The sequence below is a fragment of the Natrinema caseinilyticum genome, from assembly GCF_024227435.1.
GTDB lineage: Archaea > Halobacteriota > Halobacteria > Halobacteriales > Natrialbaceae > Natrinema > Natrinema caseinilyticum.
Genome location: NZ_CP100445.1, coordinates 3429769 through 3445545 on the forward strand (window position 1 = coordinate 3429769; position 15777 = coordinate 3445545).

Below are 15777 nucleotides of genomic sequence, written 5' to 3' on the forward strand. Positions count from 1 at the left end.
GGCGTGACTGTCACAGTGGCGGGAGTGTCATTACTGGCGGCGAGTCCGATCAGGACCGCGAGAACAGCCGGCGGAGGCGGGACGTAATACCGAGGTTCCGTTTCGCCATGATGACCGTCCCGTCCGCTTCTCGCCCGACCGTCTCCGGAATCGCGCCGAATACGAGCTGTTGGAAGAGTCCTTCGCGAGTCGCGCCGACGATCGTCACGTCGTGGTCGCTCGAGGTATCCACGATCGTGTCGGCGACGTCCGCGCCCTCGACGAGTTGCGTTTCGAAGGGGACGTCCTCGAGTATCGTTCCGATCTCGTCTAAGGACGCCGCGGCCAACTCGCGATTCTGTTCGTCGTCGGGTTCGACGACCTGGAGGACGGTGATGGTCGCGTCGGTCGAGTGTGCGATGGCGCGTGCGACCTCGGCGGCGTATTTCGCGTGGGGCCCCCCGGCGATCGGGAGGAGGATCGAGTCGACGGATCCGTCGGCACCGATCCGTTCGACGAGCACGTTACAGTCGGCTTCGCGAACCACGGTATCGACTGTCGATCCGACGACCACGTCACGGCGCCGAGCGGGTCGGCCGCGCCACCCCATCAAGACGGCGTCCGAGCCGTGCTGGGTCACGGTGTGGAGGATCGCATCGTCGACGTGATGGCCGATTTTGACGATTCCGTTAACCGGGATATCATCGTCTCCGCCTCCGACGTCGACGTTCATCGCCTCGTTGATGATCGCACGCCGCTCGTCGACCATCTCGTGGCCCTCCGTAAGCGGCGTCTGTTCGGGGAGGGCGACGACCGACAGAACGAGTATTTCCCCGTTCTTGTCCGCCGCAACGTTCCTGGCGGTTCGCATGAGCTGTTCAGTGTGCTCGGGGTCTGCGATGGGGACGAGTATCTGGTATTCGCGGTCCTCGGGATAGCTTTCCTCGACGACGGTCGGCGCCTCCTGTTCGATGGTTTCCTTGGTCGTGGTCCCGATAACCGTAACCCAGAGCACGACGCCGACGACTTCTGCGAGGAGTCCGAGCAGAAACGCCCCCGGCTCGACGTTGACCATGAGAACCAGGTTCGCGAGCACGGCGACGATCGGGACGTAGGGGACGGCCGGCACCTCGAAGCCGCGATCGATATCGGGATACTTCTGTCTGGATCTGACGATCGCGAAGTTCACGACGATGAGGCCGGTCAACAGCATGAAGTCAGCGAAGTGAGCGATCGCCTCGATACCCATGTGGAACTCGAGGAACCCGGCGTGGATCGTCGTCGTCCCGAAGATCAGTTGCGGCAGGACGGTAAAGAAGAAGATGAAGAACGCGATCAATCCCCCGGTGAGCAGCACTGACCAGTACGGCGTGTTGAACGCCGGATGGAGGTCCTCGAAGCGTTCGGGTAAGTGCTCACGACGGCTCATCGCCAACTTCACGCGCGACCCGGCGAGAACGGTCGCATTTGCCGCCGATAGCATCGAGAACAGTGCACCGACGATGATTACGTAGAAGCCGATGTTTCCGAGGTAAAACGACGCTGCGTACCCCATCGCGATTTCTCCGTTTTCTGTGATATACGACTCTGCGCCGGCGGTATCGGCTACCGTCTCGACGGTTCCGATGAGGAACTCGAGATACTCGGGAGTGTTGATCGCGAGCGTTACGACGAGGACGACGAGCGCGTACACGAAGGTGACGAACCCCATCGCAAAGAAGATGGCTCGCGGGACGTTCCGTCCGGGTTTCTCGATTTCCTCGGCGTTGGTCGCGATGGCCTCGAAGCCGAAGAAGGTGATAAACACCAGCGCGCTGGTCAGGCCGATCTGGCGGTATTTGTCGGCGTTTTCCGCGAACGACGTTGCGATCGTCTCGGAGTCGAACGCCTGGAGGCCACCGAGTAGAAAGACGAGAATGAGCAGGACCTTCAATACGGTGACGACGATCTGGAACTGGCCGGACTCCTCGGTTCCTTTCAAGTTCAGCCCGACCAGGAGGCCGAGGATGATAACTCCCGAGAGCCAGAACGGGAGCGCCTCGTTCAAGCCGGCGGAAAACAACGGGACGATGAACCGATCGAACCAGTCGGAAAACGAGGCGAGGTAGAACGCGGCCGACGCGGGGTATCCGAGGATCATCGACCAGCCGACGATGTACGTCAGGTCCGAGTCGAACGTGTTCGAGACGTAGGCGTAGCCACCACCTGATTCGGGATAGATCGAGGCGAACTCGGCGTACGCGAAGGCGGTAAAGGAGGCCACGATCGCCGCGATGATGAACGCGACGATGGCCATCGCCCCGATATTGCTGACCGCGAGGCCCGAGAGAACGAAAATACCCGCCGCGATCATCGTCCCGACGCCGAGTGAAATTGCGCCAACGATCCCAATATCCCGGTCGAGTTCGGTCTCGATCGTCGAGGGATCTCCGCTCATTGGACCCGACGACTCACTCGGCGGATAAAAGCCATTCGACACGCGGAAAACTGTACACAGATTCGGATAAACGGCGATATAGATGGTCGTCTGTCATATCCGCGTTGCCATCCGTTCGACTGGCGGCGGAGACCGTCCGTCCGATCACGTCCACCGGTCCAATCCGGTCTGCGTGACGCTCTCTTCGATCCGCTCGAAGCCGCGTTCGACTTCGTCGGCGTGGACGTCCCACTCTTCGGTGACGTAGGCTCTGGCTGCCTCGAGATCCGGATCGAGGGACGTGTCGAATTCGTACTCGTCGATCACGTCGGGATCACGGAACAGCTGTCGAATCCGATCGCCGTGCTCGATGTGTTCGCCGCGGTCCTCGAGGACGCTCCAGAGGTCGCCGTGCTCGGTGATCGCCGAAATCGCCGTTTTCGGTCCGATTCCCGACACGCCGTCGTTGAAGTCCGTCCCGATGAGGATCGCCGCGTCGATCAACTGCTCCAGAGAGAGGTCGTGGTGATCGAGGGTGGCCTCGAGATCCATCAGTTCGGGATTGCCTTTGCTCGTCAGTTGGCGGAGGGTGAGGGGAGCACCGAACAGCAGGGCATCGTAGTCCTCGGAGCCGACGTAGTCCGCGTCTCCTCGTTTGGCCATGTAGGCGGCCTGGGCTTCTCCCTCCGCCGGCGCTTCGACGATCGGCACGTCGAGCAGCGCGAGGAGTTCCCGGCTGGTCTCCTGTATGGTCGGCGTCAGCCGCTGGGTTCGAGATTCGAGTTGGGCGATCGCGACCTCGTCGCCTTCCTCGCGTGCGGTCTCGAGTTGTGCTTCGTAGCTGCGGCGTTGTTCGCGTCGGGACTCGATCTCGTCGGTCTTGAGGTCGGAGGGACCACCGTCGAAGACCATCACCGGCGTGACGTCGTTTTCGAAGAACTTGGGCAGCCCCTGGACGATCCCGACGAGGTTCGCGACCTCGATACCGTCAGCGGTCGTGTAAACGTCGCTGTTGGTCCACTTGACCGTCGTCGTCAGGTACCGATAGAGCCAGTTGTGTGCATCGACGGCGACGACGCCTTCGATGTCGTCGAACGGGATCTCCTCGATAACGGCGATGTCCCGAAGTGCAGCGTTTCCCATTGACGACGTCTTGGGACGACTGGGATTTGAATCGTTGGCTTTTCGGCCATCTCTCGAGTGCGACGGGACGCGCCACCGGACCCCTATCGGTGCTGCGAGTGGCCGCGTGTTGTGAGCCCGCGGCTCTACCCGTTAGCGAACACCGCACGACGATCGCGACTGGACAGAACTCGGGGACGAATCACGACCTCCGGCGCGGTCGAGCGGCGACGTCGATCAGTCGTCGCCCGAGACGGCCGCACCGCCGCTACCGCTGACGCCCGTTCCGGGGCCGATGTCGATCCCGAGTTCGTCGAGTTTCTCGTCGGGGACGACGCCGTCGACCCACCCGCGGTGCTCGTAGTATTCCGCTTTCATCTCCTCGAGTTCACAGTATTCGCCTTCGCTCGCGCCCTGGCCGCGGATGCCGTCCTCGAGGAAGCGCTCGGGCAGGGAGTCGTCCGCTCCGTCGAAGCCGTTTAGGTTGTTGTAGTAGCGTTCCAGGTTGTAGACTCGTTCCCCGGCCTCGAGGAGTTCCTCTTCGGTGACGTCGAGTCCGGTCATCCCGTTGTACTGCGTGACGTACTCTTCGATGCCCTCGGCGAAGGCGTTGAACTTGCAGATGTCGAAGGAGTCGCTGATGGCGTGGAGATCCTGGAACTGGGCGGTGAGTTCGCCTTTGCCTTCGTATTCGTAGGGGTCGACCTTCTCGGGAATGCCCAGAATTTCGGCGGCGGGCGTGTACCCGCGCAGGTGGCAGGCACCGCGATTCGAGGTGGCGTAGCCGATTCCCATGCCCTTCATGCAGCGGGGGTCGTACGCCGCGATGGTCTGGCCCTTGACCGCCAGCGAGTTCTCGTGTGCATCTCTTCGGTCGGCGACCCGACGCGGTCCCTCGGCCAGCAAATCGGCGAACTCGTCCTCGCGGTGGGCGATCCGCTCGATCATGTCGATCATCGTCTCGGTGTCGCCCCAGTCCAGTTCCCCGACGCCCTCGAGTTTGCCCTCTTCGGTCATCTCCATGGCCATCGCCATCATGTTCCCGGTGTCGATGGTGTCGACGCCCATGTCGTTACAGCGGTCCAACATGAGGGCGACGGCGTCGCGGTCGGTGTGGCCGGAGTTCGGACCCAGCGCGTACGCCGATTCGTACTCGTAGGACTCGGTGCGGACGTTCATCTCCTCGCCCTTGTGCATCGCCGTGACCTCGACTTCCTTCTTGCAGGCGACCGGACAGGAGTGACACGTCGGTTCGTCGACGAGAATGTTTTCGCGGACGTTTTCTCCGGAGACGCGTTCGGCGTCGATGTCGACGCCTTCCGCCTCGCGCATGCTCTCGGTCGACGTGTATCGACCGTTCTTGGTCGGGAGGCCGTCCATCTCCTCGCCGATGTTCATCAGAACGTTCGTCCCGTACATCGAGAGTCCGCCCTCGTTCGGCGCGGTGACTTCGGATTCCTGGATGGCCTGCATCGCCTGCTGGTGGCCTTCCCTGAACGTCTCCGGGTCGGCCGGTTTGGGCATCTTCGTGGTCGACTTGACGACGACTGCCTTGAGGTTCTTCGACCCCATCACACAGCCCGTGCCGCCTCGGCCCGAGGCGCGGTCGTCCTCGTTCATAATGCAGGCGTACTTGACGCCGTTCTCGCCGCCGGGGCCGATTCCCATGATGCTGAGATTCTTTCCGTAGGCCCCCTCGACTTCCTCTTCGATGGTGTCGCGCGTCTCGTGGAACCCGTTCCCCCAGAGGTGCGATGCGTCCCGCAGTTCGACTTCGCCGTCCTCGACGACGGCGTAAACTGGGTCCTCGGCCTCGCCCTCGAAGAGCAACCCGTCGAAGCCGGCCCACTTGAGGCGGGCGCCCGACCAACCGCCGTGGTGACTGTCGGTAACGGTGCCGGTCAGTGGCGACTTCGTACAGACGGCGATCCGCCCGCTCATCGTCACCTGGGTCCCCGACAACGGCCCGTTCATGAACGCGAGTAGGTTCTCGGGCTCGAGCGGATCGACGTCCGGCCCCTGGTCGAAGACGTACTTTACACCCAGGCCGCGCGCACCGATGTATTTCTTCGCGTCCTCCTCGTCGATCGACTCGTACGCGACCGTCTCCTCAGAGAGGTCGATGCGAGCGACCCTGTCCTGGAATCCACCGAGTTCAGTCATGGTAACTGCTCACTGTTACTTACGGCCGCCAGCACGTTAGGAGTTGACAATCAAAGGTAACCGGATGCGGTTACGTCCCGGCGTGGCGCTCCCCCGAACGATCACCGGAGCGAAGACCGGACGGAACGACCGAGTTCGTCCGACCCCTCTCGAGGGGAGTGTCCAATCGAACCCTGGATTGACGGGCCGTGGGTGGACGATTTCCGGCGGTGCGACCGAGAGAGCGGACGGTTCGCCGGCTGAACCTGGAACTGGCGTCCGAGTCGGAACCCGATACTGGCCGTGCCCGTGCCAGTACGGACGGCACTCACAACAGTAAGGCGACCACCGCGAGGATGATGAAGATCAGGACGAAGATCCGCGCGATCTCCATCGAGATTCCGGCGACCCCCCGGGCACCGACCGCGGCGGCGACGATGGCGAGGAGGAAGAATATGATCGCCCAGTACAGGAATCCACCACCCGTCTGAAGCGGCATTGCGAACGCGAGCATGCGATCGATTCCCACGACAGGCTACATAAACGGCAGCGACCGTCCGCGACCGTTTGCGGGCCTAAGTACGGACTACAGGCCACGATTCGTGAATTTCCTCGATTCGAGAACGCTACATATCACCGAAAAAGGCCCGGCACAGTTTCGCCTCGGCCGTGCGCAGATGCTCGTGGAAGGTCGGGCGCGACACGCCCATCGATTGGGCGAGTTCCTCGCCGGTCGTCGGCCGCGGCCACTCGAAGTACCCGCCGAGGTAGGCTCGCTGTAACGCGGCGAACTGACGGTCCGTCAGCGCGTCCTCGAGTCGGGCCGCGAACTCCTGGCGCGTCTCGCGGTCGCGCTCGCGCTGCTGGAACGAGACGACGTCGGTCCCCGAGTAGCGGTCCTCGACGGCTTCGACGACCGAACGGACGTTTGCCGATCGTGGAATCTCGAGGGTGACGCGGGCCCGGCCGTCTTCGCTCTCGATGGCCTGCGTACGCGCCCCGCGCTCGGAGAGCCAGCCGACGAGGTCTTCGGCCCCGCTCAGTTTGATGAGACACTCCCCGTCGCGCTCGACGACGACGCGGCAATCGACGTCCGAGAGTTCCGTTGCGGCCGCGACGAGGCCGTCGGCGCTCACACCGGTTGCGGTGAACAGCGCCGTCGTTTCGTCGTCGGTGTGGTGCACCGAACGGCGATAGTCCAGCCGACAGTCGGCCGCTGCTGAGAGGGCGACCGGCGCGAGTGACCGATCCGTGAGTTCGAGTTCGACGGCGACGACGGCGTCGGTCGCGAGGACGCGACTGGTCTCTCGCGCGTTGATTCCGCTCGCGACTGCACGGGCGAGCGCCGAGAGGATCACCCGTTCCCGATCGTCGACGGTTCGATCCCGGTCCGTCAGAACGGTCAACACGCCGTATTCGATAGCGTTGTAGGACAGCGGAAACGCGGCGCGAGCCGTTCCGTCGGCGGTATCGACGGCGGGATCGGTCGTCGCGAGCGTCTCGGCGGCGGGATGGTCGGTGTCGGTCGCGATGCTGCCACTCTCGGGTTCGGCTCCCGCGCTCGAGCGGATCTCGATCGTCCCGGTTGCGGGATTTCGCTCGCCGATCCAGGCCCTCTCGTAGCCGTCCGCTTCGGCGATTCGGGTACAGACCTCGTCCTCGAGTTCGGAGCGGTCGGTCGAACCAGCGATGACGGCAGTCACGTCCTGGATCAAGCCCTCGACGCGATCGAGGATGTACTCCAGTTCCGCGGTTCGTCGTTCGAGCGCGAGTTCGGCCTCTTTGCGGGCGGTGATGTCGTTCTGGAACCCGACGTAGTTGGTCACGCTGCCGTCCTGGTCGCGAACGGGGGCGATCGTTACCTCGTTCCAGAATTCGGTGCCGTTCTTCCGGTAGTTTTTCAGTTCGACGGTGACGGGCCGCTCGTCGTCGATCGCGGCCGCCATCTCGGCGATCGCGTCCTCGTTGGAGTCTTCACCCTGTAGAAACCGACAGTTTCTGCCGACGACCTCGTCGAATTCGTACCCGGTGATCGTTTCGTACGCCTCGTTGACGTAGACCAGCGGATTGTCTTCGCGATCGGGATCGGAGATCGTGATCCCGACCGGCGCCTCTTCGAGCGCGCGGTCTTTTACCAGGCGATCGCTCGCGCCGGGTTGCGAACCGGCGGCCTCGTCGGTGCCGGTCGGTTCTGGGTCGAACGTGATCGTCGCCCCGTCGGCACCGCGGTGGATCCGTGCGCTGCCCTGTTCCCCCTCGAGGTCGACCTGGCGGGCGGTTCCGACCGTCGTCTCGTCGATGGCCGTCGCGAGTCGGGTCCATCGGGCGCCCAGCGCGGTCGCCGCGTCGCGGCCGGCCTCGCCGAGTTCGAAGGCGTCCCTGGCGGCCTCGTTGGCGAACGTAATCGTCCCATCGGCGACCGCTACCACCGGATCGACGACGCGATCGAGAGCACGCGCCGCACCGGGAGCGTCGCCGACGTCGCTACCGCGTTTCGCGTCGACGTCATCCATAGTCTCCCCTACGGTCTGACGACTAAGAACCGTTGTGTTGTGAGCAGACGTCGGGGAGGTGTGTCGGTCCGAAGGCTAGGGTGTTATACGTTACCACGACATAGTGTATCACATGTCGGTTCACCGGTCACCATTCGAGCGTCTCCGCGAAAAGTTCGACGACTCAGAACTCCGCTGTCCGGCGTGTGGTTACGTCGATACCGAAGGCGGGTGGCGTGTTACCACCTCGGGGGGACGAGTCCAGTACCAGTTCGTCTGTCCGTCCTGCGACGCGATCGAGACCAGGGAGCTCCGTCTCGAGTAACTGGAACGACGATGGCGTTCGTTCCGGTACCAGCGCTCGTGGGGCTCGTTCGTCGATTCGATCGCGTCCAGCCGTCCTTTCGAGGCGACAACCGGAGGTTTCGATGCGGGACGGTGGAGACGCAGTCGCTGGAAGGACGAGAACTGGCCGGCCTCACGGTGGAGCCGACCCCGCTTTCGGCGCCGATCGATCGACGCTCTTGGAGTCGGATCGCCGCTCTGACTCAACGGCCGTTTTCCGGCCGATAATATCGTAACAGTCGTCCCGTTTTAGCCCTGGAACTGCCGTACGTCGGATCGTATGGTTTCACGACCGCGATCGACCGGTGTCGCATTCGTCGCGCTGTTAGTCGTGCTTTCGGGGGGTCCCGCTCTCGCCGGTGGGGCAACGCCCGCTGACGGCGACACCGGAGACATGAGCGCATCGCAACCGAGTGCAACACTCACGAACGTACAGGTCGGCACGCTCGAACTCGAGAATCTCACCATCGAGAACGCCACGATCGAGCAGCTCACCGTCCAGCAGTTGGACGTACAGGCCGACGAAGAAGTCCAGCAGCAATTGAACGAAACCGACGGAAATCAGACCGCGGCGAACGAGTCGGCTGGCAACCGGACGGCCCAACCGGTGACCATCTCGAACGTCGCCTTCGATTCGCTGTCGCTCGAGAACGTCTCGCTCGAGGAACTCGGCGACGGTGCAAACGAGAGTATGGCCGACGACGAGACGGACGAGGGCAACGAAACCGACGTCGCTAACGAGACCGGAACGGGTCTCCAGCAGGTGGTCGACGAGAACGCGAGCAACGTCACGGTAGGGAACCTGACGATCGAGAACATGACCACCGATCGGCTGACGATCGAGGAGTTGACCGTCGAGGAAAGCGGCGACGGTGGCGGCATCCTCTCGGGCATCGCCGATTTCATCGGCGGCCTGTTCGGCGGCGGTGACGGCGACGGCGGCGACGCCGGAAACCGGACGAACGCCACCGCGACCAACGGACCCGAAACCGAACAGGAGATCGAGTCGCTGACCATCGAAACGTTCGACGTCGACGAGATCACGTTCGAATCGATGACCGTCGGTACCCTCGAGAGTCGTCAGGCCGGAAACGCGACGGCAGCGAACGACACCGGCGGCAACGTGACGCAGAATCAGACCGCCGCGGACGACACCGAGACGGCGACGGGCGAGACCGTCTCCGCGGTCTCCGCGAGTTCGATGACGGTCGAAAATAGCTCCGTCGACACGCTCACACTCGGCGAAACCCGGGGACTCGAGCAAGCGTTGCAACAACGAGCCGACGGCGCCGCGAACGAGACCGCGGGTGACGACAATGAGACTGCGGACGCCGCAAACGAGACCGACGACGCCGCGAACGAGACCGCGGGTGACGCAAACGAGACCGCGGGTGACGACAATGAGACTGCGGACGCCGCAAACGAGACCGACGACGCCGCGAACGAAACGGGCTGACGATTCGAACGAAACCGCTGATCACCGCCGCGGCATCGCGGGCCGTCGGGCGGTCACTCCGTTTTCGATCGACTGTACGCCGCGTCGAACAGCTGATAGTACGAGAGGGCGAGGACCGTCCGTCCGTCTCGGATCTCGCCGTCGGCCACCGCGTCGGTCAACGCTTCGAGCGACAGTTCGATCGGTCGGATGCTTTCGTTGTGGTCGAGTTGCTGTTCGGCGGTCGGCCGACAGCCCTGTGCGACGAAGAAGTGCACGAGCGTGTCTGCGATTCCGTTAGCCGGCTCGACGGTGACCAGGGTCTCGAGCCCCTCGGCCTCGTAGCCGGTCTCTTCGGCGAGTTCCCTGCGAGCCGCGGCCTCGAGGTCGTCGTCGTCGGGTTCGACGCCGCCGACGGGGAGGCCGCGGTTGATCCGGGAGACGGCCTGTCGCCACTCCTCGATGCAGACGACGTCGCCGGCGGGCGTAAACGGAAGGACGCAGACGCTCGCCGGTTCCGAGAGGTAGTCGAACTCGGTTTCCGTGCCGTCGGGGAGGCGAACGGACTCGTTAACGATCTCGAATCCAGGACAACTGTAGGCTACCCGGCGCTCGCGGGTCTCCCAGGCGAGTGGATCGGTTGGCATGGCGGCTGGTACGGCGGTGGTCGTCAAAAACGCCCCGTCACGCCCGCGGGGCCAGTCCCGGGCGACAATCTGTCCGTCAGCTGTTAGAAACGGACCCAGGCCGGTCCTACAGGATGTGTTCTGCGTTATTACGATATCGTACCAGCCCTATAACAAAACCACAGAGCGGTGAACGTCGTCATTCAGAGGGTGATCCATGGATCAGCTAACTGGCTTCCAACGTGATCTGTTGTACGTGATCGCAGGGAAAGACCGTCCGTCCGGACAGGAGATTCTCGACGACATCAATAGCTACATCGACCAGCCGGTTACACACGGCCGGCTGTACCCGAATCTCGACACGCTCGTCGAGACGGAACTCGTCGAAAAAGGAGAGCTCGACCGCCGGACGAACTACTACGCGCTAACGCCGAAGGGCCGACGCGCGCTGCAGCGCCGTCAGGAGTGGGTCGACCAGTACGTCGACGTCTAGCTCCGCGGGCTGTCCTCTTTCGCGCCAGTTACCGGGGAGCGACTCGCTTCGCGCCCGTATCGCCAATCAGGGTTCACAGGTTGTCGAGGCGGATGCCACGGGGCGTGACCCCGAGGCGGTTGACGTATAGAGTGATTGGGTCCGCTCCGTATCGCTTCGAACGCTGTCGAAAGCAGAGCAGGGAATCGTAGCCGGGCCGAAAGCGGAGCAGGGAATCATACCGAGCCCAAAACGAAGTGCGAAATCCAGAACGGCGGAAGGCGACCATACGACGCTCTGCGTCGGGTCTCCGGCGGCGACTCGAGTATCCTTAGCCGACCTCGAACGTAATTGCCTCGAGATCCGCTTCGAGGTCGTCGACGTAATCGTTGAACGCGGCGACGAATGCGGGAACGTCGTCGGCGAACCGACGAAGGTCGGGGGCTGTGGGTGGCCCGTACTGTGACAGGAGGTAGGTTCCGTCGGAGCCTCCGACGCGCAGGTAGGAAGCCACGTCGCCGTCCCATTTCAGTTCCCATCGGGTTCCCGAGACCGTCGTCGCGTAGGTGCCGTACTCGCCGTCGTACCGATGGAGCTGTCCCGCCATCGCGTCGCCGACGGTGCGAATGCGGTCGACGATCCGGTCACGCTCGGCGACGAGTTTCGCCGTCGATTCGATCTCGGGAAAGTCGTCCGGAACGGCCTCGAACAGGCCGTCGAACGAGCGGACGTACTCGTTGTACGCCACGACGAACGCCCCGTAGTCGGCCATCGCGGTCTCGAGGGCGTCGGGTTCCGGCGGGTGCTTACTCGAGACGACGTACGTCTCCGGCCCCGACTTCGGGTCGAATCGGAGGTACTGGACGTCACCGGCGTCGTACTTGAGCGTCCAGCGACCGCTGGCCGTGTCGAACGTCTCCTGTCCGTAGTCGCCACCCTGCAGGACGGCGAGTTCCCGCGCGATTTCGCCAGCGTGGGCTCGCACGCGGTCGGCAAGTGCGTCGCGACGCTCGGCGATCTCGCCCGCCCCCTCGACGTCCGTCTCGAGTCCGTCGGTCATCATCCGAAGAAAGAGCCGAGGATCGGTAACGGTTTCGCCGGCTGCCGGCTTTTCGTTTCGGGCACGGAATCTCGGTCGACAACGGTCCGGACGACTACTCGCTCTCGTTCGTTTCGTTCGTCTCGTTCATTCCGGTCTCGTTCGTCTCGTTGCCCGTTTCGTTCGTCTCGTTCATTCCGGTCTCGTTGTCTTCGGTCGGTTCCTCGTCCATCCCATTGCCGTTTCCGTCACCGTTCCCGTCGGTATCGTCGCCATTGCCTGGGCCGCCACAACCGGCAACGAGGGCAGTCGACGCCGCGGCACCTGTGAGTTTCAATACTCGTCTGCGCGTCGATCGCTGCTGATCGGACATACTGCCGAGAACCATGTCGTTCTCCATAAGCCGTTAGCCGTCACTTGCGGGGGCATTGACAAACCATGATATGTGGCACCTTTGCCCACATCGGCCAGATTCCGTCACAGACGACGCAAATTCGGTCGCTATCAGTGTAGGCACCATACACAAAAGTGGGGGCGGTGAACGAAGCCCATGGCTTCGATACCAGACGAGTTCCACGATCTGTTCGAGAAAAAGACGTTCGCCCACGTCGCGACGCTGACGAACGACGGGCTCCCCCACGTCACGCCGGTCTGGATAGATTACGATGCGGACGACGGCCATCTACTGGTCAACACCGAGCGGCACCGCCAGAAAGCGCGCAACGCCGAACACGACTCCGGCGTCGGCGTCAGCATGACCGATCCGGACGATCCCTATCGGCACCTCTCCGTGATCGGCGAAATCGACGAGATCACGACCGAGGGCGCTCGAGAGCACATCGACGAACTGGCCCAGCGGTATATGGATGTCGACGAGTACCCGAATCCGATCGAATCGGAGCGCGTCATCCTTCGGATCCGGCCCGATCGGGTGCTGTGATTCCGGAGTCGGCCCGATCGCGGCCCGGAGCGGGTCGATGGCGACCGCCGACCGTTCCGCGTGCCGCCCGCTCCGTGTGCGCGCCGTCCATTAATGTCGAGCGGCGTGGACGACCCGAGCATGCAAACGGCATCCGACCTGCTCGTCGAGTGTCTCGAGGCGGAGGGCGTCGACCGCGTGTTCGGTGTTCCGGGCGAGGAAATCGAGGATTTCCTCTTCTCACTTCGGGATTCTTCGATCCGGTTCGTACCGACCCGCCACGAACAGGGCGCGGCGTTCATGGCCGACGTCCACGGCCGGTTGACCGGCGACGCGGGCGTCTGTTGCTCGACGCTCGGTCCCGGTGCGACGAACCTCATGACCGGCGTCGCCGACGCCCAACTCGACAAGAGCCCAGTGGTGGCGATCACCGGACAGGGCGGCCGCGAGCGGTTACACAAGGAGAGCCATCAGGCCCTCGACGTGGTCGACATCTTCGAGCCGATCGTCGCGTGGAACACCCAGATTACGGACCCCGAGATCGTCCCGGAGTCGGTTCGCAAGGCGTTCAAACTCGCCGAGTACGAGAAACCGGGCGCGACCCACCTCGAGTTCCCCGAGGACGTCGCGGCCGAGTCGGTCGGTGGCGGCCCCATCGAAACCCACAGCCCGGTCCGACGGCCGGATCCCGACGACGAGTCGGCCGAACGCGCAGCGCGATTGCTCGAGTCGGCGGAGCGGCCGATCATCCTCGCGGGCAACGGCGCGGTCCGAACCCGCACGTCGGAGACCATCCGGGCTTTCGTCGACCGCGTTGGCGTTCCCGTCGTCGAGACGTACATGGGAAAGGGCTCGATCTCGGATCGCGAGCCGGCGTCGCTGATGACCCTCGATTCGGGACCGGACGGCGAGGCCGCGCGCGCCATCGAACGAGCCGACTGCGTCGTCGCCGTCGGCTACGATATCGCGGAACACGATCCGGAGGGCTGGAACGCGGATCTCGAGAAGACGATCATCCACGTCGATTACGAACCCGCCGAGGTCTATCGACACTACAACCCCGACGTGGAAATCGTCGCGGACGTCGGCGCGGCGATCGCCGCCATCGACGATCACCTCCCCGGCGGAGCGTGCTCGCTGTGGTGTGACGACCTGCACGATCGGCTGCTCGAGTCGGTGACGGAGCCGCCATCCGAAGCCGATCCGATCGGCGTCAGGAACGCCCTTCCGCTCTTGCGCGAGGCCATGGCCGACTCGGACGTCCTCGTCTCCGACGTGGGGAGTCACAAGATGGCGATCGCCCAGTCGTTTCCGACGTTCGAGCCGAACACGTGCGTGATTTCGAACGGCCTGGCGAGCATGGGGATCGCCGTTCCGGGAGCCCTCGCGGCCGACCTGGCGGTCGACGCGAACGTGGTCGCCGGAACCGGCGACGGCGGCTTCCTGATGAACGCGGCCGAACTCGAGACCGCGAGCCGACTGGACTGTGGCTTTACCACCGTCGTGTTCACCGACGACGATTACGGACTCATCTCGGAAAAACAAGACGCCCACCGCGGCGAACACACCGGCACCGAGTTGACGAATCCCGACCTGGTGACGTTCGCCGAGAGCTTCGGGATCGAGGCCTCCCGGCCGGAAACGTGGGGCGACCTCGAAGCGGCGTTCGAAGCGGCGGTGCCGTCCGAGGAACTGGCGCTGATCGAGGTCAGACTCGAGGGATAAGCCCTGGATGGGGAGACGGAGAGTTCGCCGAATCCGGGCTCAGCGGCGTCGATCGCTCAGAAGAGGTGGTCGTCCTCCTCGAGCAGGCGAGCGGGGCCGCCGACGCTCCAGGTCGTCGTGGAGACGCCGCAGTCCGAGATCTCTTCCTCGACTTCCTCGGCGTATTCCTCGGTAGTGTTGACGTAGACGCTAGCGCCGGTATCGGTCGAGAAGTAGACCGGGATGTCCTCTTCCTCGCGGAGTTCACGGACGCGGTTGAAGATCGCGAGGGTAGCCGGTTGCCAGTAAACCCATCCCGACGGTCCGGTCATCGTCGTCGCGGCCAGCGATAACGAGTCGTGTTCTGCGAGTTCGAACACGCGTTCGAAATCGTCGGTGCGTAACGCGTCACGCATCTCAACGATCTGGTCGTGGATGTGCGCGTTGCGCGCCTGGAACATGTGGCTATCGGCGGCCTCGCGGTGTGCGTCCTCGGTTTCCTTGTGGTACGGGACGAGACCGACGATGATCCTGAGATCCTCGTGGAGAGTGGACGGAATTCGACGGGAGCGACAGTCCTCGTCGTTCAAGCCGGTGTGAAGCTGGGAGAACGCGCCGGTGACCGCACGGGCGGCCGAGGCCGACCCGACGCGGGCGATTGTCGAAATTTCTTGTTTCGATGCGTCCAGTTCCGCCGCTTCGGCCAGGGCCATCGCCGCCGCCGCGAATCCCGACGAGGAAGAGCCGAGCCCGACGTTCGAGGGGAAACTGTTCTCGCTCTCGAGGCGGACCGGATACACCGTGTGGGCCGCATCGGACAGCGAACGTGCCTTCTCGACGACGGCATCGACCCGTTCGAACGCGCGCCCTTCGAGTTCCTCGCCGTCGACGACGTACGTGTCGTCGTCGTGATCCATCGAGAACTCGACCGTCGTCCGGGTGTGACTGGGTGCAGTGCAGACGCTGATGCTGTCGTGATACGGGTACCGCTCGATCTCGTCGCGCATCCCGTGATACTTGACCAGCCCCTGGATGGGGTGGGCCATGGCCGTAGCTTTCATACCCTGATAGGTGGATGATGACCGC

The 15777-nt window shown here is 63.6% G+C and carries 14 protein-coding genes; 5 read left to right on the plus strand and 9 right to left on the minus strand.

The features are described from left to right. Window positions 1–49: 49 nt before the first annotated feature. From NJT13_RS16955 to NJT13_RS16975, 5 genes are all read right to left on the minus strand, one after another. Window positions 50–2416 (minus strand): amino acid permease, encoded by a 2367-nt coding sequence (locus NJT13_RS16955; protein ID WP_254522854.1) that lies wholly within the window; start codon window positions 2414–2416, stop codon window positions 50–52. Window positions 2417–2560: 144 nt separating this feature from the next. Further along, window positions 2561–3538, minus strand: coding sequence for a flap endonuclease-1 (fen, locus tag NJT13_RS16960; protein WP_254522855.1), 978 nt, complete (start codon window positions 3536–3538; stop codon window positions 2561–2563). Between the two features lie 216 nt (window positions 3539–3754). Beyond that, on the minus strand, window positions 3755–5680 hold the full coding sequence (locus NJT13_RS16965) for an aldehyde ferredoxin oxidoreductase family protein (RefSeq protein ID WP_254522856.1): 1926 nt from the start codon (window positions 5678–5680) through the stop codon (window positions 3755–3757). A 307-nt stretch (window positions 5681–5987) separates the two neighbouring features. After that, window positions 5988–6173, minus strand: a complete 186-nt coding sequence (locus tag NJT13_RS16970; protein ID WP_254522857.1) for a DUF1328 family protein — start codon at window positions 6171–6173, stop codon at window positions 5988–5990. A gap of 112 nt (window positions 6174–6285) precedes the next feature. Beyond that, a complete protein-coding gene (locus tag NJT13_RS16975) occupies window positions 6286–8172 on the minus strand; it encodes a bacterio-opsin activator domain-containing protein (protein ID WP_254522858.1) in 1887 nt (628 codons plus the stop codon). Window positions 8173–8284: 112 nt separating this feature from the next. Between NJT13_RS16975 and NJT13_RS16980 the strand changes: the two genes are divergently transcribed. Together NJT13_RS16980 and NJT13_RS16985 are read left to right on the plus strand one after the other, a co-directional pair. Continuing rightward, window positions 8285–8476, plus strand: a complete 192-nt coding sequence (locus NJT13_RS16980) for an HVO_0649 family zinc finger protein (protein WP_254522859.1) — start codon at window positions 8285–8287, stop codon at window positions 8474–8476. A 300-nt stretch (window positions 8477–8776) separates the two neighbouring features. Then, window positions 8777–9952: a hypothetical protein gene (locus tag NJT13_RS16985; protein ID WP_254522860.1), complete on the plus strand. Its 1176-nt coding sequence runs from the start codon at window positions 8777–8779 to the stop codon at window positions 9950–9952. 53 nt (window positions 9953–10005) lie between these two features. Here the strand turns inward: NJT13_RS16985 and NJT13_RS16990 are convergent, their stop codons facing one another. Further along, window positions 10006–10578: an NUDIX hydrolase gene (locus tag NJT13_RS16990; protein ID WP_254522861.1), complete on the minus strand. Its 573-nt coding sequence runs from the start codon at window positions 10576–10578 to the stop codon at window positions 10006–10008. 196 nt (window positions 10579–10774) lie between these two features. Here NJT13_RS16990 and NJT13_RS16995 point away from each other — a divergent pair, with 196 nt between their 5' ends. Continuing rightward, window positions 10775–11050, plus strand: a complete 276-nt coding sequence (locus NJT13_RS16995) for a PadR family transcriptional regulator (protein ID WP_179262730.1) — start codon at window positions 10775–10777, stop codon at window positions 11048–11050. Between the two features lie 310 nt (window positions 11051–11360). On the opposite strand, the gene NJT13_RS17000 is transcribed toward NJT13_RS16995, so the two are convergent. Both NJT13_RS17000 and NJT13_RS17005 read right to left on the minus strand, forming a co-directional pair. Then, window positions 11361–12089 (minus strand): profilin-fold protein, encoded by a 729-nt coding sequence (locus NJT13_RS17000; protein ID WP_254522862.1) that lies wholly within the window; start codon window positions 12087–12089, stop codon window positions 11361–11363. Window positions 12090–12183: 94 nt separating this feature from the next. Continuing rightward, on the minus strand, window positions 12184–12441 hold the full coding sequence (locus tag NJT13_RS17005) for a twin-arginine translocation signal domain-containing protein (RefSeq protein WP_254522863.1): 258 nt from the start codon (window positions 12439–12441) through the stop codon (window positions 12184–12186). Window positions 12442–12618: 177 nt separating this feature from the next. On the opposite strand from NJT13_RS17005, the gene NJT13_RS17010 reads away from it, so the two are divergent. Next, entirely contained in the window at window positions 12619–13008 is a 390-nt protein-coding gene (locus NJT13_RS17010; RefSeq protein WP_254522864.1) for a PPOX class F420-dependent oxidoreductase, read from the plus strand. Window positions 13009–13128: 120 nt separating this feature from the next. Then, window positions 13129–14712, plus strand: coding sequence for an acetolactate synthase large subunit (locus NJT13_RS17015; protein ID WP_254522865.1), 1584 nt, complete (start codon window positions 13129–13131; stop codon window positions 14710–14712). Between the two features lie 56 nt (window positions 14713–14768). Here the strand turns inward: NJT13_RS17015 and mvaD are convergent, their stop codons facing one another. Then, window positions 14769–15752: a phosphomevalonate decarboxylase MvaD gene (mvaD, locus tag NJT13_RS17020; protein ID WP_254522867.1), complete on the minus strand. Its 984-nt coding sequence runs from the start codon at window positions 15750–15752 to the stop codon at window positions 14769–14771. Window positions 15753–15777: the final 25 nt, after the last annotated feature.